Source organism: Variovorax sp. ZS18.2.2 (assembly GCF_024701975.1).
GTDB lineage: Bacteria > Pseudomonadota > Gammaproteobacteria > Burkholderiales > Burkholderiaceae_C > Variovorax.
In genome coordinates, this window is record NZ_JANLNM010000001.1 from 1114426 (window position 1) to 1138643 (window position 24218).

Consider the following 24218-nt stretch of genomic DNA (forward strand, 5'->3'; position numbering starts at 1 on the left):
GCTCGGTGCGTTGCCACTTCGAACAGCTCGCCCATGAACGCACCGGCCCCGGCCTCCCAGGCCCAGACACCCGCGCAAGGCGCAGCAGGGCATCCGGCGGGGCCGGGCTTGATGATCGCGGCGCTGGGCGTCGTGTTCGGCGACATCGGCACCTCGCCGCTCTACGCCTTCAAGGAAACGATGAACCCCGAGCACGGCGTGCCGTTCTCGCCCGATTCGGTGCTGGGGCTGCTGTCGCTGATCTTCTGGGGCCTGATGTTCGTGGTGACGCTGAAGTACGTGGTGTTCGTGCTGCGCGCCGACCACGACGGCGAGGGCGGCATCCTCGCGCTGCAGGCGCTGGCGCGCAGTGCCGTCGCCGGGCCGAAGACCAAGCCCTGGGTGTGGAACGCGATCGGCCTGCTGGGCCTGGTGGGCGCGGCCATGTTCTATGGCGACAGCCTGATCACGCCGGCGATCTCGGTGCTCTCGGCCGTCGAGGGGCTGGAGGTGCAGGCGCCGGTGCTGCAGCGCGCGGTGATCCCGATCACGGTCGTCATCCTGGTGGCGCTCTTCATGGTGCAGAAGAAGGGCACGGGCGTGGTCGGCAAGATCTTCGGGCCGGTGATGCTGCTGTGGTTCATCGTGCTGGCCGCGGCGGGCCTCTGGCAGGTGTTGCAGCAGCCGCAGGTGCTGGCGGCGCTGGATCCGCGTCGCGCCTTCGGCTTTTTGATCGAGCACCGGGCGCAGTCGCTCGCGGTGCTGGGCGCGGTGTTCCTGGCGTTCACCGGCGGCGAGGCGCTCTATGCGGACATGGGGCACTTCGGCGCCAGGCCGATCCGCCTGGCATGGCTCTTCATTGCGCTGCCGGGGCTGGTGCTCAACTATTTCGGGCAGGGCGCGCTGGTGCTGGCGAACCCGGCGGCCATCGACAACCCTTTCTTCCGGCTCTTTCCCTCGTGGGGCGTGCTGCCGATGGTGGTGCTGGCGGCAATGGCCACGGTGATCGCCTCGCAGGCGGTGATCTCGGGCGCCTTCTCGCTCACCGCGCACGCGATGCGCATGGGCTACCTGCCGCGCATGCGGGTGGTGCAGACCTCGGGCTCGGCCATCGGTCAGATCTACGTGCCGGCGGTCAATTGGCTGCTGATGGTGGGCGTGCTGCTGCTGGTGGTGGGCTTCCGCAGCTCGGGGGCGCTGTCGGCGGCGTACGGCATCGCGGTGTCGATCACGATGGTGACGACCACGCTGCTCGCCGGCATCGTCGCCTGGGGCCTGTGGAAGTGGAACAAGGTGGCGGTGGTGGTGGGCGTGCTGGCCTTCGCGGTGGTCGACCTGACCTTCGTGATCGCCAACAGCCTGAAGGTGGCCGAGGGCGGCTGGCTCACGCTGGCGGTGGCGGCCGTGGTGATGGTGCTCTTCACCACCTGGGCCAAGGGCCGGCGGCTGGGGCTGGAGGCGGCAGCGGCCGAGAGCCTGCCGCTGCGGCCCTTCATCGAATCGCTGGCGCAGCACATGCCGCACCGGGTCAGCGGCACCGCGGTGTTCCTGAACCCCGACGCCACGGCGGTTCCGCATGCGCTGCTGCATAACTTGAAGCACAACCAGGTGCTGCACGACCAGGTGATCGTGCTGCGCGTGCTGGCCTGCGACACGCCGCGCGTCGATGCCCGCATCCGCATCGAGGCGGAGCAGTTGATGGAAGGCATCTGGGTGGTCACCGCGCGCCACGGCTTCATGGAACAGCCCGACGTGCCCGAGTTCATCCGCATCCTGGCCTACCAGAAGACCCTGGCGATCGATTCGATGAAGACCTCGTATTTCGTCTCGCGCGCCTCGGTGGGCGAGGAGAACCTGCCGGGCATGAACCCGGTGCGGCGCGTGCTGTTCGGCTGGCTGCAGCGCAATGCGGGGCGGGCGTCGGATTACTTCGAACTGCCCGACAACCGGCTCGTGGAGATGGGCCAGCGGACCTGAGAGGCTGAAAGTACCTGTCAACTGACCCGCGGGTCATTGACAGTATTTAACGTTTACCCTAGATTACTAACCAGTGGGTCATTAAAGGCCCGGGTTTGTCCTTTCTTGGGTGTCTCATGACCGCCTCCACCGCTTTTCCCCGTGTGCGCAGCGCCTTGTGGCTGCTGATTCCGTCCCTCATCCTGGCCGGCTGTTCGCCCAAGCCGGCCGCCGAGGAGCCCGTGCGAGCGGTGAAACTGGTGACCGTCGGCACCAGCGACTTCGACGCCCAGCCCGAGTTCTCGGCCGAGGTCCGGGCCCGCGTCGAATCGCGCCTGGGGTTCCGCGTGGCGGGCAAGATCACCAAGCGCCAGGCCGATCTTGGCCAGCATGTGCAGGCCGGCCAGGTGCTCGCCCAGCTCGATCCGCAGGACTACAGGTTGGCCGCCGAAGCCGCCCGCGCCCAGCAGGCCGCCGCGCTCACCAACCGCGACCTGGCCGCCGCCGACCTGAAGCGCTACCGCGAACTGCGCGAGCAGAACTTCATCAGCGGCGCCGAACTGGAGCGCCGCGAAACCACCTGGAAAGCCGCCCAGGCGCAGCTCGAACAAGCGCAGGCCCAGCTCTCTTCGCAAGGCAACCAGGCCAACTACACGACGCTCGTCGCCGACGTGGCGGGCGTCATCACCGCCATCGAGGCCGAACCCGGCCAGGTGGTGCAGGCCGGCACGCCGGTCGTGCGCATCGCGCAGGACGGCGCGCGTGACGTGGTGTTCGCGGTGCCCGAGGACCGCGCGCAATCGATCAAGCCCGGCTCGCCGGTCACGGTGCGCGGCTGGTCCGGCGGCAATGAATTGCAGGGGCAGGTGCGCGAAGTGGCGGCCAGTGCCGACGTCGTCACGCGCACGTATTCGGTCAAGGTCGCCATCGATGCGGCCACCTCGCCTCCGCTCGGTGCCACGGTCTACGCGCGCCCGCAGGCGCTGGCCCACAACGCCGCCGCCGTGATCAAGCTGCCGACCAGCGCGCTGCGCCAGGAAGGCAAGGGCTCGGCGGTCTGGGTGCTCGACAAGTCGACGATGACAGTGCGCTCGCAGGCGGTGCAGGTCGCCACCGCCGACGGCAACGAAGCCGTGATCGGTGGTGGGCTTTCACCGGGAATGATGGTCGTGGCCGCCGGCGTGCACGTGCTCTCGCCCGGCCAGAAGGTCACCATCTACCAGTCCAAGGAGGCGGCCGCGGCCGCCGCCAATGCGAAGGATGTCGTGCAGGCCGTCGAGCCCGTCGCCGCAACCAAGAAGGAGATCGCTGCAGGTGCCGCCAAATGACGGAAGGCGCAGCGAACACCCCTGCCAAGTCCACCGGCTTCAATCTCTCCAAATGGGCGCTGGACCACGCGCCGCTCACGCGCTACCTGATGGTGGTGCTGATGGTGCTGGGCGCCTTCGCGTACTTCCAGCTCGGGCAGGACGAAGACCCGCCGTTCACCTTTCGTGCGATGGTGGTGCGCACCTACTGGCCCGGCGCCACTGCGCAGCAGGTGGCCGAGCAGGTGACCGACAAGCTCGAGCGCACGCTGCAGGAGGCGCCTTACGCCGACAAGATCCGCAGCTATTCGAAGCCGGGCGAGTCGCAGATCATTTTCCAGATCAAGGATTCCTCGAAAGCCGCGGACGTGGCCAACGTCTGGTACACGGTGCGCAAGAAGATCGGCGACATGCGAAATACGCTGCCGCCCGGCGTGCAGGGGCCGTTCTTCAATGACGATTTCGGCGATGTCTATGGCGTGATCTACGCGCTGGAGAGCGAAGGCTTCAGCTACGCCGAGCTCAAGACGCTGGCCGACGAAACCCGCCAGCAACTGCTGCGCGTGAAGGACGTGGCCAAGGTCGACCAGTTCGGCGTGCAGGACGAGAAGGTCTACGTCGAGATTTCGCAGAAGCGCCTGGCGCAGCTGGGGCTCGATTTCAATGCGGTGCTCGCGCAGCTCGGCTCGCAGAACGCGGTGGAGAGCGCCGGCACCATCCAGTCGCCGCTCGATGTGGTGCAGGTGCGCGTGGCGGGCCAGTTCACCAGCGTCGACCAACTGCGCGACATGCCGATCCGCGGCACCTCGGGCAACCAGCTGAAGCTGGGCGACATCGCCGAAATCCATCGCGGGTACATCGATCCGCCGGCCGTCAAGGTGCATCACCAAGGCAAGGAAGTGATCGCGCTGGGTGTTTCCATGGCCAAGGGCGGCGACATCATCGCGCTGGGCAAGGCGCTGAAGGCGGCGACCGTGCAGATTGACCAGCGCCTGCCCATTGGCGTGAAGCTCGCGCAGGTGCAGGACCAGCCGGTGTCGGTGGCCAGTTCGGTCAATGAATTCGTCGGCGTGCTGATCGAGGCCGTGGCCATCGTGCTGGCCGTGAGCATCATCGCGCTCGGCCTGCACAAGGGCGGGCGCTTCGGCTGGTACATCGACATGCGCCCGGGGCTGGTGGTGGCGATCACCATTCCGCTGGTGCTGGCGGTGACTTTCCTCGCGATGAACTACTTCGGCATCGGGCTGCACAAGATATCGCTGGGGTCGCTGATCATCGCGCTCGGTCTCCTGGTGGACGACGCGATCATCGCGGTCGAGATGATGGTGCGGAAGATGGAAGAGGGCTACGACAAGGCCCGCGCCGCCACCTATGCCTACGACGTCACGGCCAAGCCGATGCTCACGGGCACGCTCATCACCGCCGCCGGCTTCCTGCCGATCGGCCTGGCGAAGTCGGTGACGGGCGAATACACCTTCGCGATCTTCGCGGTGACGGTGATCGCGCTGGTGCTGTCCTGGATCGTGTCGGTGTATTTCGTGCCTTACCTCGGCACGCTGCTGCTCAAGGTGAAGCCGCACGCGGCTCCGCAGGAGTCGCCTGACCAGTCGACTCCCGACGCACCGCCGCACGAACTCTTCGACACACCGTTCTACAACGGCTTTCGCCATGCAGTGGACTGGTGCGTGCAGCACCGGTGGCTGACCATCGGTGCGACGGTGCTGGTGTTCGCGCTCGGCATCTTCGGCATGGGCAAGGTGCAGCAGCAGTTCTTCCCCGATTCGAGCCGGCCCGAGATCATGGTGGACATCTGGTTCCCCGAGGGCACCTCGTTCGCGGCCAACGAAGAGGTGGCCAGGCGCGTCGAGCAGCGCGTGATGAAGGAAGAGGGCGTCAAGACCGTGAGCACCTGGGTCGGCTCGGGCGTGCCGCGCTTCTATCTGCCGCTGGACCAGGTGTTCCCGCAGACCAACGTGTCGCAGCTCATCGTTCTCGCCAAGGACCTGAAGGTGCGCGAGCGCCTGCGCCTGCGCTTGCCCGCGCTGCTGGCCGAGGAATTCCCCGAGGTGCGCGGCCGCGTCAAGCTGCTGCCGAACGGGCCGCCGGTGCCCTACCCGGTGCAGTTCCGCGTGATCGGCACCGAGCCCGCGCAACTGCGCGCGCACGCCGACGAGGTGAAGGCGGTGCTGCGCGAGAACGCCAACATGCGCGGCGTGAACGACAACTGGAACGAGTCGGTGAAGGTGATCCGCCTGGAGATCGACCAGGCCAAGGCGCGCGCGCTGGGCGTGACGAGCCAGGCCATCGCGCAGGCTTCGCGCACGATGTTCAGCGGCACCAACGTGGGCCAGTACCGCGAGAACGACCTCCTGATCGACATCGTGCTGCGTCAGTCGCCCGATGAGCGGGAGGCCATCTCGGACATCGGCAACGCCTACATCCCGACAACCTCGGGCCGCTCGATCCCGCTCACGCAGATCGCAAAGCCGGTGTTCACCTGGGAGCCCGGCGTGATGTGGCGCGAGAACCGCGACTACGCCATCACCGTGCAGGGCGACGTGTCCGAAGGCCTGCAAGGGGCGACCGTGACGGCCGAGCTGCTGCCCAAGCTGCGCCAGCTTGAAGCCGGCTGGCTCGCGGCCGGGCAGGGCGCCTACCGCATCGAAGTGGCGGGCGCGGTCGAGGAAAGCAGCAAGGGCTCGGCCTCCATCGTGGCGGGCGTGCCGATCATGCTGTTCCTGGTGTTCACGCTGCTGATGCTGCAGCTGCACAGCTTCAGCCGCTCGCTGCTGGTGTTCATCACCGGGCCGATGGGCATTGCCGGCGTGGCCGCTGCGCTGCTCCTGCTGAACCGGCCTTTCGGCTTCGTGGCGCTGCTGGGGGTGATCGCGCTGATGGGCATGATCCAGCGCAACGCGGTGATCCTGATCGACCAGATCGAGAGCGACCGCGCGGCCGGCGTGCCGGCCTGGGATGCGATCGTCGAGTCGGCGGTGCGGCGTTTGCGTCCCATCGTGCTGACGGCGGCGGCGGCGGTGCTGGCGATGATTCCGCTCTCGCGCAGCGTGTTCTGGGGGCCGATGGCCGTGGCCATCATGGGCGGGCTGATCGTGGCGACGGTATTGACCCTGCTGGCATTGCCGGCAATGTACGCCGCCGCATTCCGTGTCAAGCGGGAGCCAAAAGCGGGTCCAATTAGCGTTTAAAATGCGCGGTTGACCGATTTCAGGCGGACGGTCTTTGGGCAAGCGGGTACCCCGGTATCCGATGCACCAGGGCCGTCCGCTTTTGCATTCACCTGAAAAATGGCAATAGCGCGGGTGGCGAAATTGGTAGACGCACCAGGTTTAGGTCCTGACGTTCGCAAGAACGTGCCGGTTCGAGTCCGGCCCCGCGCACCAGCCACACCCCTCACAAGGAAGACACCATGACCGTGACCGTTGAAACTCTCGAGAAGCTCGAACGCAAGATCACGCTGACCCTGCCGGTCGGCACCATCCAGAACGAAGTCGATTCGCGCCTCAAGAAGCTCGCGCGCACCGTCAAGATGGATGGCTTTCGCCCCGGCAAGGTGCCGATGAATGTCGTGGCCCAGCGCTATGGCTATTCGGTGCACTACGAAGTCATGAACGACAAGGTCGGCGAAGCCTTCTCGCAAGCCGCCAACGAAGCCAAGCTGCGCGTGGCCGGCCAGCCCCGCATCACCGAGAAGGAAGAGTCGCCCGAGGGCGAACTGGCCTTCGACGCGGTGTTCGAAGTGTTCCCCGAAGTCAAGATCAACGACCTGTCCGGCGCTGAAGTCGAGAAGCTCTCGGCCGAAGTGGGCGACGACGCGATCGACAAGACGCTCGACATCCTGCGCAAGCAACGCCGCACCTTCGCCCAGCGCGCGCAAGACGCCGTCGCGCAAGACGACGACCGCGTGACCGTCGACTTCGAAGGCAAGATCGACGGCGAGCCCTTCCAGGGCGGCAAGGCCGAAGACTTCCAGTTCGTGGTCGGCGAAGGCCAGATGCTCAAGGAATTCGAAGACGCCGTGCGCGGCATGAAGTCCGGCGACAGCCGCACCTTCCCGCTGTCGTTCCCGGCCGACTATCACGGCAAGGACGTGGCCGGCAAGCAAGCCGACTTCATGGTCACCGTGAAGAAGATCGAAGCCTCGCACCTGCCTGAAGTCAACGAGCAACTCGCCAAGTCGCTCGGCATTGCTGAAGCCACCGTCGAAGGCCTGCGCGCCGACATCAAGCGCAACCTCGAGCGCGAAGTGAAGTTTCGCCTCTTGGCCCGCAACAAGAACGCCGTGATGGACGCGCTGGTTGCCAACGCCGAACTCGACCTGCCCAACGCCAGCGTGCAGTCCGAAGTCAGCCGCATGATCGAAGGCGCCCGCGCCGAGCTCAAGCAGCGCGGCATCAAGGACGCCGACAAGGCACCGATTCCCGATGAAGTGTTCCGTCCGCAAGCCGAGCGCCGCGTGCGCCTGGGCCTCGTGGTCGCCGAGCTGGTGCGTGCCAACAACCTGCAGGCTAAGCCCGAGCAGATCAAGGCCCACATCGACGAACTGGCCGCCAGCTACGAAAAGCCGGCCGACGTGGTGCGCTGGTACTTCAGCGACAACAACCGCCTGGCCGAAGTCGAAGCCGTCGTCATCGAGAACAACGTGACCGATTTCGTGCTCGCCAAGGCCAAGGTCGCCGAGAAGTCGGTGTCGTTCGACGAACTGATGGCGCAGCAGCAGCAAGGTTGATCCGCTGCTGCCCGCAACGCCAATGGGGCTTGTGCTTTGCGGCACGAGCCCCATTTCACTCAGGCGTACAGTTCATACACAGCGAACGATTTCATCTTCCGGAGAGCTAATTCATGATCGCAAACGAAATTCAAGGCCTCGGCATGGTCCCGATGGTCGTCGAGCAATCGGGCCGTGGCGAGCGGTCCTATGACATCTATTCGCGCCTCCTGAAGGAGCGCATCGTGTTCCTAGTGGGCGAGGTCAACGACCAGACCGCCAACCTCGTGGTGGCCCAGCTGCTGTTCCTGGAGAGCGAGAACCCGGAGAAGGACATTTCCTTCTACATCAACTCCCCGGGAGGCAGCGTGAGCGCCGGCATGTCGATCTACGACACCATGCAGTTCATCAAGCCCGACGTGTCGACCATGTGCCTCGGCTTCGCGGCCAGCATGGGCGCCTTCCTGCTGGCGGCCGGCGAAAAGGGCAAGCGGTTCTCGCTGCCCAACTCGAAGATCATGATCCACCAGGTGCTCGGCGGCGCACGCGGCCAGGCGACTGACATCGAGATCCATGCGCGCGACATCCTGCGCACCAAGGACCAGATGAACCGCATCCTGGCCGAGCGCACCGGCCAGCCGCTGGAAAAGGTCAAGACCGATACCGAGCGCGACTACTTCCTCACGGCCGACGAGGCCAAGGACTACGGTCTGGTCGACCAGGTCGTTGCCAAGCGCGGTTGAAGCTGCCGGCGCCTGTGGCGCAAAAGGCAAAAAACGGCGTTTTCCACACGGGAAACGCCGTTTTTGTTTAGTTATCATTGTCCATACCCTGTCACGAGGCACCTGTCCATGGCCGAAAAAAAAGGCTCTTCCAGCGAAAAAACGCTTTATTGCTCGTTCTGCGGCAAGAGCCAGCATGAGGTCAAGAAGCTGATCGCGGGCCCTTCGGTCTTCATCTGCGACGAGTGCATCGATCTCTGCAACGAAATCATCCGCGACGAACTGCCGGCCGGTGAAGAAGCGCGCGAAGCACGCAGCGACCTGCCCACGCCGCTGGAGATCAAGACCAACCTCGACAACTACGTGATCGGCCAGGAGCCGGCCAAGCGCATGCTGTCGGTGGCGGTCTACAACCACTACAAGCGCCTGCGTCACAAGGAAAAGGCCAAGGGCGACGACGTCGAGCTCAGCAAGAGCAACATCCTCTTGATCGGCCCCACGGGTTCGGGCAAGACGCTGCTCGCGCAAACGCTCGCGCGCATGCTCGACGTGCCCTTCGTGATGGCCGACGCCACCACGCTGACCGAAGCCGGCTATGTGGGCGAAGACGTCGAGAACATCATCCAGAAGCTGCTGCAGAGCTGCAACTACGAAGTCGAGCGCGCCCAGCGCGGCATCGTCTACATCGACGAAATCGACAAGATCTCGCGCAAGTCCGACAACCCCTCGATCACGCGCGACGTGTCGGGCGAGGGCGTGCAGCAGGCCTTGCTCAAGCTCATCGAAGGCACCATGGCCAGCGTGCCGCCGCAGGGCGGGCGCAAGCACCCAAATCAAGACTTTTTGCAGATCGACACGACCAACATCCTGTTCATCTGCGGCGGCGCATTCGCCGGCCTCGAGAAGGTCATCGAAAACCGCACCGAGGCCTCGGGCATCGGCTTCGGCGCCACGGTCAAGAGCAAGGCCCAGCGCAGCATCACCGAGGTGTTCCGCGAAGTCGAACCCGAAGACCTGATCAAGTTCGGCCTGATCCCCGAACTCGTGGGCCGCATGCCCGTGGTCGCATCGCTCGCGGAACTCTCCGAGGACGCACTGGTCCAGATCCTGACCGAGCCGAAGAATGCGGTGGTCAAGCAATTCACCAAGCTCCTTCAGATGGAGGGCGTGGACCTCGAGATTCGCCCGGCGGCGCTCAAGGCGATCGCACGCAAGGCCCTGGCACGCAAGACCGGTGCACGCGGTCTGCGTTCGATCCTTGAACAGTCGTTGATCGACACCATGTTCGAATTGCCGAACGCGACCAATGTCGACAAGGTGGTGGTCGAGGAATCGACCATCGACGAAAACAAGCCACCGCTGCTCGTGTACCGCGAAGCGGCGAAGAAGGCGTAAAGGATTTCGCATGTCTGGTCATACCCCCCTGCCTCCCGAAGCACTCGACCTGCCGCTGCTGCCGCTGCGCGACGTTGTGGTGTTTCCCCACATGGTGATCCCGCTCTTCGTGGGACGCCCCAAGAGCATCAAGGCGCTCGAACTGGCCATGGAGGCCGAGCGCCGCATCATGCTGGTGGCCCAGAAGGCCGCCGCCAAGGACGAGCCCTCTGTCGAGGACATGTTCGAAGTCGGCTGCGTCTCGACCATCCTGCAGATGCTCAAGCTGCCCGATGGCACGGTGAAGGTGCTGGTCGAAGGCCAGCAGCGTGCACGCGTGAACCGCATCGATGACGGCGAGACGCACTTCACGGCCAACGTGACGCCCGTCGAGGCGACCGAAGGCGGCGAGAAGGGCACCGAGGTCGAGGCCCTGCGCCGCGCCGTGATGCAGCAGTTCGACCAGTACGTCAAGCTGAACAAGAAGATTCCGCCCGAGATCCTGACTTCGATCTCGAGCATCGACGATGCCGGCCGCCTGGCCGACACCATCGCCGCGCACCTGCCGCTCAAGCTGGACAACAAGCAGGCCGTGCTCGACCTGGACGACGTCAAGGCGCGCCTGGAAAACCTGTTCGGTCAGCTCGAACGCGAGGTCGACATCCTCAACGTCGACAAGAAGATCCGCGGCCGCGTGAAGCGCCAGATGGAGAAGAACCAGCGCGACTTCTATCTCAACGAGCAGGTCAAGGCCATCCAGAAGGAGCTCGGCGAAGGCGAAGAGGGCGCGGACATCGAGGAGATCGAGAAGAAGATCAAGCTCGCCAAGATGTCCAAAGAGGGGCTCAAGAAGGCCGAAGGCGAACTCAAGAAGCTCAAGCTGATGTCGCCCATGTCGGCCGAGGCCACCGTGGTGCGCAACTACATCGACGTGCTCATCGGCCTGCCGTGGAGCAAGAAGACCAAGATCAAGCACGACCTGGCCAATGCCGAAGCCGTGCTCAATGCCGACCACTATGGCCTCGAGAAGGTCAAGGACCGCATCCTTGAATATCTCGCGGTGCAGCAACGCGTCGACAAGGTGAAGGCGCCGATCCTGTGCCTCGTGGGCCCACCGGGTGTCGGCAAGACATCGCTGGGGCAGTCGATCGCCAAGGCGACCGGTCGCAAGTACACGCGCATGGCGCTGGGCGGCATGCGCGACGAAGCCGAGATCCGCGGCCATCGCCGCACCTACATCGGCGCGCTGCCGGGCAAGGTGCTGCAGGGGCTGAGCAAGATCGGCACGCGCAATCCGCTGTTCCTGCTCGATGAAATCGACAAGCTGGGCACCGACTTCCGCGGCGACCCGTCGAGCGCGCTGCTCGAGGTGCTCGACCCCGAGCAGAACCACACCTTCGGCGACCACTACGTGGAAGTCGACTTCGACCTGAGCGACGTGATGTTCGTCGCCACCTCGAACTCGATGAACATTCCGCCGGCGCTCTTGGACCGCATGGAAGTCATCCGCCTCTCGGGCTACACCGAGGACGAGAAGACGCACATCGCGATCAAGTACCTGCTGCCCAAGCAGCTGAAGAACAACGGCGTCAAGGAAGAAGAACTCCTGGTCACCGAAGAAGCCGTGCGCGACATCGTCCGCTACTACACGCGTGAAGCCGGCGTGCGTTCGCTCGAGCGCGAGCTGTCCAAGATCTGCCGCAAGGTGGTCAAGGGCCTGCTGCTCAAGCAGATGACGCCGAAGGTCACGGTCGACGGCTCGAACCTCAACGAGTTCCTGGGCGTGCGGAAGTACAGCTTCGGCCTCGCCGAGAAGCAGAACCAGGTCGGCCAGGTGGTCGGTCTCGCATGGACCGAGGTCGGCGGCGACCTGCTGACGATCGAAGCGGTCACCATGCCCGGCAAGGGCGTGATCAGCCGCACTGGATCGCTGGGCGATGTCATGAAGGAATCGGTCGAGGCCGCACGCACCGTGGTGCGCAGCCGCTCGCGCCGCCTGGGCATCAAGGACGAGATGTTCGAGAAGCGTGACATCCACATCCACGTGCCCGACGGCGCAACGCCCAAGGATGGCCCGAGCGCGGGCGCCGCGATGACAACCGCCTTCGTGTCGGCGCTCACCGGCATCCCGGTGCGCGGCGATGTGGCGATGACGGGTGAGATCACGCTGCGCGGCGAGGTCACGGCCATCGGTGGCCTGAAGGAAAAGTTGCTGGCCGCCTTGCGCGGTGGCATCAAGACCGTGCTGATCCCCGAAGAGAACGCCAAGGACCTGCAGGACATTCCCGAGAACGTGAAGAACGGCCTGGAGATCGTGCCTGTGAAGTGGATCGACAAGGTCCTGGAGATCGCGCTCGAGAAGATGCCAGAGCCCCTGTCGGACGAAGAGGTCGCCGCCTCTGCCGCCGCAGTGGCCGAGTTGGCCAAGCAGCGTGCGGGCACCCCGGCTGCCGAGGGCTCGGTCAAACATTGATCGTGTGAACTTGCCGGGTCTCGAAAAACTGGTATATAATTAGAGGCTCGAAACGCGGGAATAGCTCAGTTGGTAGAGCGCAACCTTGCCAAGGTTGAGGTCGAGAGTTCGAGACTCTTTTCCCGCTCCAGTTTTGAAAAAGGGAAGCAAATGCTTCCCTTTTTTTCGCAAGTTCGTTTTCGTTTTTCTGCGTGGCGCGATAGCAAAGCGGTTATGCAACGGATTGCAAATCCGTCTAGCCCGGTTCGACTCCGGGTCGCGCCTCCACCTTCTCGTTAGACACGATTCGATCCGACAAACAGGCCCCGCCAACCACCGTTGCCGGGGCTTGTTTCGTTTGGGTTATCGTCGATGCTCAACCTGACGCCCGGATGGTGAAATTGGTAGACACATCGGACTTAAAATCCGCCGCTTCCTTGATCGGGGCATACGGGTTCGACCCCCGTTCCGGGTACCAAACTTAAAAAAGGAGCATTCGATGCCTCGCTACAACGCTCCATTTGAGATCCATGTGCATGGCGACGTGCCATTGCGTTCGGACGTGAGCTTCGAGCAGATCCAGGAAGCGCTCAAGCCGCTCTGGAAATATGCAGGCGCCAAGTCGCTCGCCGACGGCGCCACCAGCACCTACGAAGAAGAGCCCGGCATCCGCTTCGAGCAGAAAGACCACACGCTGCAGATCTGCTGGACCGTGCCCGGCGACGAAGACTTCCGTCAGGCCCTGGACGAGATGTGCATGGCCCTGAACGAACTGTCGGACCGCGGCGCCGCGATCGAAGTCACCTTCTACGACACCGACTTCGACGAGGAAGAAGGCGACCCCGACGAAGAATCGCGCGACGATTTCCTGATGCTGTTCGTCGGCCCCAACCCGGCCGCGATCATGCAGGTGCAGCGCGATCTGCTGGTGGAAGACGTAGTCAACCTCATGGAACGTCATTTCGATGGTGCCGAACTGGGTGGCGTGGTCTCCGAGATCGATCGCCTCTTCAGCGACCGTTTCGATGCGCTCGTGAACTCGCTCGAAATCGGCAAGCGTCCGCGCGGCACGGGTGGTCCCGGTAGCGGCGGAAGCGGCGGTGGCCACGGCGGCGGTCGCCGTCCGCGGCACCTGCACTAACTAACCCGCAACCACTCGCCCGATCAAGGCCGCATGGCCCTGTTTCCCGCCTCCGCGCTGCGCCCCGGCGTGCGCAAGCGCGAGGTCTTCGGCTGGGCGATGTACGACTTCGCCAACTCGGGCTACACGACAGTCGTCATCACGGCCGTGTTCGCCGCCTACTTCGTGGGCGGCATCGCGAAAGGCGCGCCCTGGGCCGCTTTTGCGTGGACCGCGGCACTCAGCATCTCCTACGCCATCGTGATGCTCACGATGCCCGCGATCGGCGCCTGGGCCGACCTGCGCGGTGCCAAGAAGCGGGTGCTGGTCATCGCCACCAGCGGCTGCGTGCTGGCCACGGCCGCACTGGCGCTCACGCCGCGCTTTGCGGGCGTATCGGGCGGTGTTGCGATGGCCATGTTGCTGGTGATTGTCTCCAACGCCTTCTATTCCTACGGCGAGTCGCTCACGGGCGCCTTCCTGCCCGAGCTTGCAACGCCCGAAGGCATGGGCAAGGTGAGCGGATGGGGCTGGAGCTTCGGCTACGTCGGCGGCATGCTGACGCTCGGCATCTGCCTGGCCTACGTGCTGTGGTCGCAGGCGAAGGGGCTGCCGGCTTCGCATTTCGTGCCGGTCACGATGCTGATCACGGCCGCGATCTACGGCGCCGCAGCCTGCGCCACCTTCGCGCTGCTGCCCGAACGGGCGCAGCCGAAAACCACCGGCGGTGAACTTGGCGCATGGCAGCAATTGCGCGCCACCTACAGGCAAGCGCGTGCCTACCGCGACTTCATGTGGCTGCTGGTCTGCACCGTCTGCTACCAGGGCGGCGTGGCGGTCGCCATCACGCTCGCGGCCATCTACGCCGAGCAGGTGATCGGCTTCGTGGCGAGCGAGACCATGGTGCTGATCTTCGTGCTCAACGTCGCCGCCGCCATCGGTGCTTTCTCGTTCGGCTACATCCAGGACCGCATCGGCCACAAGGTCTCGCTGGCGGTCACGCTGGTGGCGTGGATCGCGGTCTGTGTGATCGCCGCCGTGGTGACAACAAAGGGCGGCTTCTGGTGGGCCGCCGCCATCGCGGGGCTTGCGATGGGCTCGAGCCAGTCCGCCGGCCGCGCGATGACGGGGTATCTCGCGCCGCCGCAGCAACTGGCGGAGTTCTTCGGGCTCTGGACCTTCGCGACCCGGCTGGCCAGCATCATCGGCCCGCTGAGCTTCGGCGCGATCACCTGGGCCACGGGCGGCAACCAGCGCATCGCGATCCTCTCGACCGCGGTGCTGTTCGTGGCGGGGTTGTTGCTGCTGCTGCCGATCGACATGCGGCGCGGCCGCGAGGCCGCACTGCGCAGTTCGTAGATCAGGGCAGCTTGTCGCCGAACAGGCTGTTGTTGGTCAGCGGCCAGCCCACTGCCGGCGCATAGCGCACGGTCCAGTTGGCCGGGTTCTTCACGCGAGCTGCGAACGCACCCAGGTCCGAGCGGTCCAGCGATCCGGTGTAGATCGCGTTGGTCTGGTTGGCCGGCAACACCGTGAACGAGAAGCCCGTGCCTGCCGTCGTGATCGCATCGGGAATGGTGCCCGCGGCGCCACCCAGTGTGAGGCTCGCGAGGTAGCTGCCGACCGAGGTGATCTTGCCCGCCGTTCCGACGCCCAATCCATCGATGGTGCCGCCCGTGAACGCGTAGACCGTCTCGGATTTGCCGATGCCGCCCGGCGAGCCCAGCGTGGTGCCCTTGTCCGCGATCGGATTGCCGGTGACGTCGGTCTGGATGGTCACGATGGTGCCGGCGGGCAGGTTCTGGTCCGCGGTCCAGACGAAGGCTGTCTCGTTGGTGATGTCGGTGAACTCCAGCGCGCCCGCCTTGCGGTCGCGGTCGGTGAAGGTCACCTGCGTGCCGCCGTTGACTGCCTTCAGCAGCACGAAGGCATAGGCGTCGGGCGCCTCGGCGTTGCCGGCCATGAACAGCAGGTCGCCGGCCACCAGTTGCGTCGGCGCGCCGGCCGTCATGAAGTTCAGCTTCGTTGCATCGGCGATGCCGGCAAAGGCGTTGCCGACGGGGTCGGTGATGGCGTTGGCATCCACCGTCACGTAGTAGCCCGTGTCGGCCGTGAGCTTGGTGGTCGGCACGATCGTCAGCACGTTGAACGCCAGCTTCACGCGCGCGGCCGGACTGGCGGCGTTGAAGGTCTCGACCACGCTGCCGTCGGCCTTGTGCAGCACGATGCTGCCCGCGCCCAGGCGGATCGCTTCGTTGAAGGACAGCACGATCGACGTGTCGAAGTTGACGCCCACGCGGCCCGCGGTGGGCGAGGCGGTCTTCAGCACCGGGCCGGCCGTGTCCACCCACGGCTGACCCAGGCGAACGACGTAGCCGTCGAACTTTTGGTCGGCCGCGTCGAGGTCCTTCGATACCTCGGTCTGGCCCGGCCAGACGGTGTCGCCGTTGTCGAGCAGCAACTGCACCTGCGTGCCGGCCTTCACCGGCCCTGGCACCTCGACGGTCGATTCAAAGCTGCCGCCCGTCTCCTTGCGCAGCTTGTCGAGGTCGTTCGACAGCTCGACCGGTGCCGTGGCCGGATTGCCGTTCCACGAGAAGAGCGCGAAGTTGCGGTCCACGTCCGCGCTGGCCGCGCCTGCGGGGCCGGCCACGATCAGGTAGTTGCCATCGGTGCCCTTGTCGATCGAGCGGATGCCGCGCCCGCCGAGTTCCAGCTCGATGGGCGCACCGAACGCGGCCTGCGTGGCCGTGCCGCCCACCAGCGCGGCGTAGTTCTGCACCGGCACGATCAGCGCCTTGGCGCGCGTCGATGCACCGGTCTGCGGTGCGCGGAAGCCGAGCCACAGTGCGCTGTCGCCCGGTGCGCTGGTCATGCCTTCGATGGAGAAGCCGTCGACGCGCTCGGGCACGATGCCCGCCGCAGCGGACACGGCAAAGCCGAAGTGATTGGCGCCCAGCCCGTGGGTGTTGTCCTTGTCCCAGGCGATCAATTGCGCTTCGAGCAGCGAGAACTGCCCCACATAGCTGAACGTGGTGGCCGCGCCCGTGCCTGTGACCTTCACCGCGAAGAGGTGCGAGCGGTCCGCGGCCGCATCGCCGCCGTCCTTCTTGTTGCTGTTGGAGCCGGTGAGGTACAGCGTGTCGCCGATGCGCGTGCCGGCTTCGAGGTCGAGCTCTTTGCCGAGCTTCGGGCCTTCGAGCTCGTAGCTCCATTCCTTCACCGCGGCGCCGCCGGCGCGCGGGTAGACGCGCAACACGTTGGCTTCGTCGTCGGCCACGAGCATGAAGTTGTCGGGCAGGGCGAAGGCGGTCGATGCGTCCGACGAGCCTTCGGTCGTGCCCGCATTGGGCGTGAACCGTGCTTTGGAAACCAGCTGGTCCGGCTCCGCGGCTGGCGGCTGCGTTGCCGGGGGCGCGACCGCCGCGGGCGGCACGATCGGCAGGAAGCTGCCACCCCCGTCGCTACCGCCGCCGCACGCAGCCAGCAGGACAGCAGACAAGGCACTGGCGAGCAGCATGGGCTTGAAGGGAATGCGGGAGGCGGAGAGAGTGGTCATGGTGCGCGGTTGTTGTTCTGGACAAACCGCGCATGCTGGTACTTTCGTGTGACGATGCCGTGAAAAGCGGCACGAATTCAGCTGCCCGTCAGGGCGATTGCTGCAGCAGCGACTTCGGCACCTTGAACCGCTCGCCGTCGTAGCGCAGCGTCACGGTGCTGAACTTCGCGGGCAGCGCCTTCTCGATGCAGCCCTGGTCCTCCTGCTCCTGCGCGTGGCTCTGCACGAGGGTGCGCGAGAGCTGCAGGTCGGCAAAGCCGTTGCTGGTCGCCTTGCCCACCGACAGCATGGTGCGCAGCTTCTCGAAGTGGCCGGTGCAGGTCGAATCCCATCCGCCGTTGTCGTGGTCGAGCTCGATCTCCTGCAACACCTCGCGCAGCTTGCTGCCGTGCTGCACGTAGAGGCGCACCGTCTCGCTGGCCAGCGGGCTTCCCGGCGCGCTGCTGCCGCGGTAGCGCACGCGCAGGCCGAAGGCGCGGGCGTCGGAGGCGAGCACGTAGCGCGAGGTGTCGATGCGGATGTCCTGGATCGCCGTGGTCGCGTCCTCGTCGAGCGCCTCGGGCTGCAAGAGGCGACCGATGACGGTGTCGCGCTCGGTGTTGCCGTTGTCGGGCCGTTGGATCAGCAACACCTCGAGGTCGAAGACCTTGGCGCCCTTGTCGGTGGTTTCGCGCGGCATGGGCAGCACCACGATGCTGCGGCCGGGGAAGGCCGGCCACACCTTGCAGGCCGCGAGCCGCTCGTCGAGCGGGCGCTTGGGGTAGAGCTTGGCGTGCATGCGCTCGGCGAGGCCGCTTTCGCAGGCGGCATGGCTCAGGCCGGCGGCTGAGAGGCACAGCAAGAGCAGGGCGTGGCGCAAAAGAGGGCGCATGACGGCGGTAATTTCAGGCGGAAGTTGCCGTTGTACCTTGCGGCGAGGTTTGCAGCCAGCGCGCGGCGGCCGCTTCGAGCACGGACTGGTCGCCGCTGCTCTGTAGGATCAGCCCGCCTTCGCCGTCCGAGAGGCCGCCGGCAGCAGCCAGCACGCGCCGTGTCTGCTGCGCGACCGGCGCACCGGTGTCGATGAAGCGCAGCGTGGGCGGTGCATGCCGCTGGAGCTCGTTCTTCACGAGCGGGTAGTGCGTGCAGCCGAGCACGACGGTGTCGACTTCGCCGGGCGCATCGCCGAAGGGACCGGCCTCCGCCATGTAACGGGCACACAGCGTCGCGATGGCCTCGGTGTCGAAGCCTTCGATGGCCTTGACGAGCCCGTCGCACGGCACCGAGCGAACATGGGCGGACCCGGCAAACGAATCGCGCAGGGCCGCGTACTTGACGCTGGCCAGCGTCCCGCGCGTGGCCATCACCGAGATGTGGCCCGTGCGGCTAGTTGCCACAGCGGGCTTGAGCGCCGGCTCCAGGCCCACGATGGGCAGTGCCGGATGCTCGGCACGCAGCAGGTGGATCGCCGCTGTCGTGGCCGTGTTGCAGGCCACCACCAGCGCCTTGATGCCGTGCTCGGCGATCAACTGCTCCGTCACCTTGCGCGAGCGCTCGATCACATAGTCATCGCCACGCTCGCCATAGGGCGCGTAGGCCGCGTCCGAGAAATACACGAAGCGCTCGCGCGGCAACTCGGCGCGCAGCGCGGCGAGCACGCTGAGGCCTCCCACGCCGCTATCGAAAACGCCTACAAGGCTCAAGCTTCTTCCATCATGATGGTCTTGAACTCGCCGCTGGCGATGCGCTTCTGCCACTCGGCCGGGCCGGTGATGTGCGCGCTGGTACCGCCCGCATCGACTGCCACCGTCACTGGCATGTCGACCACGTCGAATTCATAGATCGCTTCCATGCCCAGGTCCTCGAAGCCCACCACCTTGGCGGTCTTGATGGCCTTGCTCACCAGGTAGGCGGCGCCGCCCACGGCCATGAGGTAGGCGCTCTTGTGCTTCTTGATCGCCTCGATGGCCACCGGGCCGCGCTCGGCCTTGCCGATCATCGCGATCAGGCCGGTCTCGGCCAGCATCATCTCGGTGAAGCCGTCCATGCGCGTGGCGGTGGTCGGGCCGGCCGGGCCTACTGCTTCGTCACCCACCGGATCGACCGGGCCGACGTAGTAGATGACGCGGTTCGTGAAGTCCACCGGCAGCTTCTCGCCCTTGGCCAGCATGTCCTGGATGCGCTTGTGCGCGGCGTCGCGGCCGGTGAGCATCTTGCCGTTCAGGAGCAGCGTGTCGCCGGGCTTCCAGCTCGCCACTTCGGCGGGCGTGAGCTTGTCGAGATTCACGCGCTTGCTCTTCTTTTCGTCGGGCGCCCAGTTCACGTCGGGCCACAGGTCCAGCGAGGGCGGATCGAGGTACACCGCGCCGCTGCCGTCCATCACGAAATGCGCATGGCGCGTGGCCGCGCAGTTGGGGATCATCGCGACCGGCTTGCTGGCCGCGTGCGTCGGGTACATCTTGATCTTGATGTCCAGCACGGTGGCCAGGCCGCCCAGGCCCTGCGCGCCGATGCCCAGCGCATTGACCTTCTCGTACAGCTCGATGCGCAGCGCCTCGACCTTGCTCAGCTCCGCGCCCGAGGCCTTCTTGGCCTGCAGCTCGTGCATGTCCAGGTCGTCCATCAGGCTTTCCTTGGCCATGAGCGCGGCCTTCTCGGCGGTGCCGCCGATGCCGATGCCCAGCATGCCCGGCGGGCACCAGCCGGCGCCCATGGTGGGCACGGTCTTCAGAACCCAGTCGACCACGCTGTCGCCGGGGTTCAGCATCACCAGCTTGCTCTTGTTCTCGCTGCCGCCGCCCTTGGCTGCGACCGTCACTTCGACGGTGTTGCCCGGAACGATCTCGGTGAAGATCACCGCGGGCGTGTTGTCCTTGGTGTTCTTGCGGTCGAACTGCGGATCGGCCACAACCGAGGCGCGCAGCGTGTTGTCGGGGTGGTTGTAGCCGCGGCGCACGCCTTCGTTGATGGCGTCGTCCAGCGAGCCGGTGAAGCCGCCCCAGCGCACGTCCATGCCCACCTTGAGGAACACATTGACGATGCCGGTGTCCTGGCAGATGGGGCGGTGGCCCGTGGCGCTCATCTTGCTGTTGGTGAGGATCTGCGCGATGGCGTCCTTGGCGGCGGGGCTCTGTTCGCGCTCGTAGGCCTTGGCCAGATGGGCGATGTAGTCGCTGGGGTGGTAGTAGCTGATGTATTGCAGCGCGGCGCTGATCGATTCGATCAGGTCGGCCTGCTGGATCGTGGTCGTCATGGTGGGGGGCTTTTTGTAATGGGAAACACGGGAAAACGCCCCCCGATTATCTCAGCCGCCGCCCAGGGCTGCTGTGCTACCTCGCAGCAGCCCGCGCCTCGGCAATCCAGCCGTCGAAGAGCTGCTGGTGCACCCGGATCCACCCATCCGCATGCCGTTCCACGTCCCGCTGCGTATTGGCGCCCTGGCTCATGCGTAGGTTCTGCGCGTTGATGTCGCCGATCGGCAGTTTCATCACCTCGAACAGCTTGCCGGCAGCGGGGTTCTTCTCGACGAAGGCCTTGTTCGCGACGATCTGCTCCCGGTTGGCTTGGAATCCATAGTTCTTGCCATTGGGCAACTGCGTGTCGGCTTGGGCCTGGCCTTCCTGCGACGACGAGGAGGGCACCTGCAGCCACACCACGTCCGCACCGGGCCGCAGCACGGCGCTCACCCAATACGGCGTCCACGTGTAGTACAGCACCGGCTTGTCCTGCTTGAAGCGGGCAATCGTGTCGGCCATCAGCGCGGCGTAGCTGCCTTGCTTGTGGGTAACGGTGTCGCGCAGTTGGTAGGCGCTCAGGTGGTTCTCGATGGCCAGTTCGCACCCCCAGCCGGGGTTGCAACCCGTGAGGTCGGCCTTGCCGTCGCCGTCCGCGTCGAAGAGCTTGGCAATCGCCGGATCCTTCAGCTGCGCGATGTTCGTGATGTTGTATTGCTCGGCCGTCTTGCGGTCGATCAAGTAGCCCTGCACGGCGCCGTCCGAGTACACGCCGGTGCGCGAGAGCTTGGCGTCGCCGCCGCTGTTCTTGTAGAAGTCGGCGTGCAGCAGGCTCCAGTGGTTGGCCATGAAGGTGGCATCGCCATTGGCAATGGCCAGGTGCTCGGTGGCGGGCTCCAGGTCCTTCATGGGCTCGACTGTGTAGCCGAGCTTTTCGAGGGCGCGCATCACGAGCAGCGTCTGGAACGCTTCTTCGGCGAGCGAGCTCTTGAGCGGCTGCACGGTCACGCCCTTGCCGGGCAGGTCGTTGGCCGCCTGCGCGGCCATGCCGAAGGCGACGAAGCCGAGCGCAAGGAGGCTGCGGGCGATGAGACTGGTTTTCTTCATGCGTTGATTTCCTCCGAGACGTGTCATTGCGTGGAGAGTGCGGGAACGGGCGCGCCCGTTTCGCGCGACGGCGTGCCCACAAGGCGCTGCAGCACACGCAGTGCCAGCCCGGCCGGCCCGGTGTGCCACCAGCGCCGCCCCGCGCTGCGGCGCGACTTGCCCATCGCCTGCGTCAGCCGGTCGAGTGAAATCGCCAGCAGCACGATGCCCAGCCCGCCCACGGTCGCCAGGCCCATGTCGAGCCGCCCGATCCCGCGCAGCACCATCTGGCCGAGGCCGCCGACCGCGATCATCGAAGCGATCACCACCATCGACAGCGACAGCATCAGCGCCTGGTTGATGCCCGCCATGATCGACGGCATGGCCAGCGGCAGCTGCACCTTCACCAGCATCTGCCAGGGCGAAGCGCCGTAGGCGCGCGCGGCCTCGATCAGGTCGGGGCGCACCTGGCGCAGGCCCAGGTTGGTCAGGCGCACGAGTGGCGCCAGCGCGAAGATGATCGTCACGATCACGCCCGGCACGTTGCCGATGCCGAACAGCATCACCACCGGCACGAGGTACACGAAGGCCGGCGTGGTCTGCATCGCGTCGAGTACAGGCCGCATGAGGCGCTGGGCCCGGTCGCTGCTGGCCAGCAGCACACCGAGCGGCAGGCCGATGACCATGCAGAAGACGAGCGAGGTCAGCACCAGCGACAGCGTGACCATGGCCTCGGGCCAGATGCCCAGCATCGCCACGAGCAACAGCGCGACCGTGGTGCCGATGGCGAGCGCGCGGCCGGCGAACTGCCAGGCGAAGAGGCCGATCAACGCGATCATCGCGAGCGTCGGCAGACCGGTGAGGAGGCCCTGCACCCAGTTCAGCGTGCTGTCGATGGGCAGGCGCACCGTCTGGAAGAAGGGGCGGAAATGTTCGACCACCCAGCCGAGGCCCTGGTTGATCCAGGACTCGACGGGGAGGGAGCCGTCCCAGAGGCGGTGCAGTTGGAAGCCGCCGGTGGCGGTGTCGGCCTGTCCAGCGAGCTGGTGCGCGGCGTTCATCGGTGCATCGAGCCAGGCGCTGGTGGCCGAGGTGTCGGGTGCGGCCGAGAGCGCCTCCCACGGATCGACGAAGGCGGCGGGCTCCGGGGCCGTGTTCAATGCGGCGCCCAGGTCTTGCATGTTCGGGTCGGAAGGCAATGTGGTGTCGGTCATCGTTCAGGTTCCTTCGTGAATTCAGTGCGGCTCGGCGGCGAGCGCAGGCGCGGCGTGCGGGGACACGGGCTCGATCGGCGGCGTCTCGCGGTCCAGGAACTTGAGCAGCGTCGTCTTGCTGATCGCGCCGCAGAAGCGGCCGTCGGCAGCCACCACCGGCAGCGCGCACGGCGCCTGCGCGAGCTGGCCGATGAGGCCGGCCACCGGCGCTTCGGCGTCGATGCGCGGCAGGTCGGCCAGGAACGCGTGCTGCAACCCCAGCGGACCCGAATGCCCGTCGAGCGCGCCACGCAGCGTGTCGGCCGACACCACGCCAAGGAACCGCTTGTTCGGGCTGGTCACGTAGGCGAAGTCGCGGTCCTGGTCTTCGAGCAGCTTGAGCGCCGCGCGCGCACCGCGCTCGGGGTGCTCGCACACCACGGTGAGCGACTTGCGTGCGATGTCCGCCGCCTTGAACACGGCCGCCGCGTCCACGCCGCGCACGAAGCTGCGCACATAGTCGTCGGCGGGGCTGCGCAGGATCTCGTCGGGCGTGCCGACCTGGATCACCTGGCCGTCTTTCATGATCGCGATGCGGTCGCCGATGCGCATGGCTTCATCGAGGTCGTGCGAGATGAAGACGATGGTGCGGCGCTGCTCCTGCTGCAGCCGCAGCAGCTCCGACTGCATCTCGGTGCGGATGATCGGGTCGAGCGCCGAGAAGGCCTCGTCCATCAGCAGGATCGACGGGTCGGAGGCCAGCGCGCGCGCCAGGCCCACGCGCTGCTGCATGCCGCCGGAAAGCTCGTCGGGGTAGCTGTCGCCCCAGCCCGCGAGGCCCACCTGCGCGAGCGCCTTGTCGGCCTGCGCGAGGCGTTCCTTCTTGCTCGTGCCCGAGAGCTCCAGGCCGAACGCGGTGTTCTCGCGCACCGTCATGTGCGGCATCAGCGCGAACGACTGGAACACCATGCTGATGTCCTTGCGGCGCAGCGCGCGCAGCTTGGCGTCGGAGTGCTCGTTGATGTCGGCGCCGTCGATCACGATGCGCCCGGCGGTCGGCTCGATCAGCCGGTTCAACAGGCGCACCAGCGTCGACTTGCCCGAGCCCGACAGGCCCATGATCACGAAGATCTCGCCGGCCTGGATCTCGAAGGTGGCATCGAACACGCCGATCGACTGGCCCGTTTGCGCGAGGATTTCCTTCTTCGAAAAACCTTGGCGGACCAGTTCGAGGGCTTGCTCGGGCGAATCGCCGAACACCTTGAAGACATGGTCGATGAGAATTCCTTTGGCCATATGCCGGGGCTCCTTGTTGAAAGGTTGGACACAGCACCGCCCCGGCAAAGCACAGGACGGCAACGGTCACGCCATCAGCCGATGGGCCGTCCGAACAGAGAGCGCGAGAAGACGCGTGCAATGGCCCGGCGAGCCTTGGGGCTGCCGACAGGCACTGAAGACGACGTGGCGACGAAACCAGTGCCCGCCGAAGGGTGGCGTGGCAGTGGGGCCGGAAAGATCCGGCCGGTTTGCCG

The 24218-nt window shown here is 65.9% G+C and carries 16 protein-coding genes and 4 tRNA genes; 13 read left to right on the top strand and 7 right to left on the bottom strand.

Going from position 1 to position 24218, the window contains the following annotated elements; genetic code table 11:
* Positions 1-111: 111 nt before the first annotated feature.
* The 13 genes from NU688_RS05310 to NU688_RS05370 all read left to right on the top strand — a co-directional run bounded on the left by NU688_RS05310 (position 112) and on the right by NU688_RS05370 (position 14995).
* Positions 112-1956, top strand: coding sequence for a potassium transporter Kup (locus NU688_RS05310; RefSeq protein WP_257860524.1), 1845 nt, complete (start codon positions 112-114; stop codon positions 1954-1956).
* A gap of 116 nt (positions 1957-2072) precedes the next feature.
* Complete coding sequence (locus NU688_RS05315) at positions 2073-3263, top strand: efflux RND transporter periplasmic adaptor subunit (RefSeq protein ID WP_257859482.1); 1191 nt, start codon at positions 2073-2075, stop codon at positions 3261-3263.
* On the top strand, positions 3260-6448 hold the full coding sequence (locus tag NU688_RS05320; RefSeq protein ID WP_257859483.1) for an efflux RND transporter permease subunit: 3189 nt from the start codon (positions 3260-3262) through the stop codon (positions 6446-6448). Before NU688_RS05315 ends, NU688_RS05320 begins: the two co-directional genes overlap by 4 nt.
* Positions 6449-6556: 108 nt before the next feature.
* Positions 6557-6643, top strand: a tRNA-Leu gene (locus tag NU688_RS05325).
* A 26-nt stretch (positions 6644-6669) separates the two neighbouring features.
* Positions 6670-7989 (top strand): trigger factor, encoded by a 1320-nt coding sequence (gene tig / locus NU688_RS05330; protein WP_257859484.1) that lies wholly within the window; start codon positions 6670-6672, stop codon positions 7987-7989.
* A gap of 113 nt (positions 7990-8102) precedes the next feature.
* Positions 8103-8711 carry an ATP-dependent Clp endopeptidase proteolytic subunit ClpP gene (gene clpP, locus NU688_RS05335; protein WP_257859485.1) on the top strand — a complete coding sequence of 203 codons (609 nt, stop codon included), beginning with the start codon at positions 8103-8105 and terminating at the stop codon, positions 8709-8711.
* 108 nt (positions 8712-8819) lie between these two features.
* Positions 8820-10085, top strand: a complete 1266-nt coding sequence (clpX, locus tag NU688_RS05340; protein WP_013541833.1) for an ATP-dependent Clp protease ATP-binding subunit ClpX — start codon at positions 8820-8822, stop codon at positions 10083-10085.
* 10 nt (positions 10086-10095) lie between these two features.
* The gene (lon, locus tag NU688_RS05345; protein ID WP_257859486.1) at positions 10096-12537 is read left to right on the top strand and encodes an endopeptidase La; all 2442 of its coding nucleotides are present in this window, start codon (positions 10096-10098) and stop codon (positions 12535-12537) included.
* 54 nt (positions 12538-12591) lie between these two features.
* Positions 12592-12667, top strand: a tRNA-Gly gene (locus tag NU688_RS05350).
* Positions 12668-12730: 63 nt separating this feature from the next.
* A tRNA-Cys gene (locus NU688_RS05355) sits at positions 12731-12804 on the top strand.
* Between the two features lie 98 nt (positions 12805-12902).
* Positions 12903-12994 (top strand) — tRNA-Leu (locus NU688_RS05360).
* A gap of 21 nt (positions 12995-13015) precedes the next feature.
* Complete coding sequence (locus tag NU688_RS05365; RefSeq protein WP_257859487.1) at positions 13016-13657, top strand: DUF6806 family protein; 642 nt, start codon at positions 13016-13018, stop codon at positions 13655-13657.
* A gap of 33 nt (positions 13658-13690) precedes the next feature.
* Positions 13691-14995 carry an MFS transporter gene (locus NU688_RS05370; RefSeq protein ID WP_257859488.1) on the top strand — a complete coding sequence of 435 codons (1305 nt, stop codon included), beginning with the start codon at positions 13691-13693 and terminating at the stop codon, positions 14993-14995.
* A 1-nt stretch (position 14996) separates the two neighbouring features.
* Here NU688_RS05370 and NU688_RS05375 read toward each other — a convergent pair whose 3' ends face one another.
* From NU688_RS05375 to proV, 7 genes are all read right to left on the bottom strand, one after another.
* Positions 14997-17195 (bottom strand): Ig-like domain-containing protein, encoded by a 2199-nt coding sequence (locus NU688_RS05375; RefSeq protein WP_257859489.1) that lies wholly within the window; start codon positions 17193-17195, stop codon positions 14997-14999.
* 88 nt (positions 17196-17283) lie between these two features.
* On the bottom strand, positions 17284-18066 hold the full coding sequence (locus NU688_RS05380; protein WP_257859490.1) for a hypothetical protein: 783 nt from the start codon (positions 18064-18066) through the stop codon (positions 17284-17286).
* 13 nt (positions 18067-18079) lie between these two features.
* Entirely contained in the window at positions 18080-18877 is a 798-nt protein-coding gene (gene murI, locus NU688_RS05385; RefSeq protein WP_257859491.1) for a glutamate racemase, read from the bottom strand.
* Positions 18874-20427: a fumarate hydratase gene (locus tag NU688_RS05390; RefSeq protein WP_257859492.1), complete on the bottom strand. Its 1554-nt coding sequence runs from the start codon at positions 20425-20427 to the stop codon at positions 18874-18876. Before NU688_RS05390 ends, murI begins: the two co-directional genes overlap by 4 nt.
* Positions 20428-20503: 76 nt before the next feature.
* On the bottom strand, positions 20504-21514 hold the full coding sequence (gene proX / locus NU688_RS05395) for a glycine betaine/L-proline ABC transporter substrate-binding protein ProX (protein ID WP_257859493.1): 1011 nt from the start codon (positions 21512-21514) through the stop codon (positions 20504-20506).
* 23 nt (positions 21515-21537) lie between these two features.
* Positions 21538-22707, bottom strand: a complete 1170-nt coding sequence (proW, locus tag NU688_RS05400; protein ID WP_257859494.1) for a glycine betaine/L-proline ABC transporter permease ProW — start codon at positions 22705-22707, stop codon at positions 21538-21540.
* 21 nt (positions 22708-22728) lie between these two features.
* Positions 22729-23982, bottom strand: coding sequence for a glycine betaine/L-proline ABC transporter ATP-binding protein ProV (gene proV / locus NU688_RS05405; RefSeq protein ID WP_257859495.1), 1254 nt, complete (start codon positions 23980-23982; stop codon positions 22729-22731).
* Positions 23983-24218: the final 236 nt, after the last annotated feature.

Bases quoted from the DNA above. Each gene is read 5' to 3' on its own strand.
- NU688_RS05310 (WP_257860524.1), top strand. From the start codon at position 112: ATGATCGCGGCGCTGGGCGTCGTGTTCGGCGACATCGGCACCTCGCCG.
- NU688_RS05315 (WP_257859482.1), top strand. From the start codon at position 2,073: ATGACCGCCTCCACCGCTTTTCCCCGTGTGCGCAGCGCCTTGTGGCTG.
- NU688_RS05320 (WP_257859483.1), top strand. From the start codon at position 3,260: ATGACGGAAGGCGCAGCGAACACCCCTGCCAAGTCCACCGGCTTCAAT.
- tig (WP_257859484.1), top strand. From the start codon at position 6,670: ATGACCGTGACCGTTGAAACTCTCGAGAAGCTCGAACGCAAGATCACG.
- clpP (WP_257859485.1), top strand. From the start codon at position 8,103: ATGATCGCAAACGAAATTCAAGGCCTCGGCATGGTCCCGATGGTCGTC.
- clpX (WP_013541833.1), top strand. From the start codon at position 8,820: ATGGCCGAAAAAAAAGGCTCTTCCAGCGAAAAAACGCTTTATTGCTCG.
- lon (WP_257859486.1), top strand. From the start codon at position 10,096: ATGTCTGGTCATACCCCCCTGCCTCCCGAAGCACTCGACCTGCCGCTG.
- NU688_RS05365 (WP_257859487.1), top strand. From the start codon at position 13,016: ATGCCTCGCTACAACGCTCCATTTGAGATCCATGTGCATGGCGACGTG.
- NU688_RS05370 (WP_257859488.1), top strand. From the start codon at position 13,691: ATGGCCCTGTTTCCCGCCTCCGCGCTGCGCCCCGGCGTGCGCAAGCGC.
- NU688_RS05375 (WP_257859489.1), bottom strand. From the start codon at position 17,195: ATGACCACTCTCTCCGCCTCCCGCATTCCCTTCAAGCCCATGCTGCTC.
- NU688_RS05380 (WP_257859490.1), bottom strand. From the start codon at position 18,066: ATGCGCCCTCTTTTGCGCCACGCCCTGCTCTTGCTGTGCCTCTCAGCC.
- NU688_RS05390 (WP_257859492.1), bottom strand. From the start codon at position 20,427: ATGACGACCACGATCCAGCAGGCCGACCTGATCGAATCGATCAGCGCC.
- proX (WP_257859493.1), bottom strand. From the start codon at position 21,514: ATGAAGAAAACCAGTCTCATCGCCCGCAGCCTCCTTGCGCTCGGCTTC.
- proW (WP_257859494.1), bottom strand. From the start codon at position 22,707: ATGACCGACACCACATTGCCTTCCGACCCGAACATGCAAGACCTGGGC.
- proV (WP_257859495.1), bottom strand. From the start codon at position 23,982: ATGGCCAAAGGAATTCTCATCGACCATGTCTTCAAGGTGTTCGGCGAT.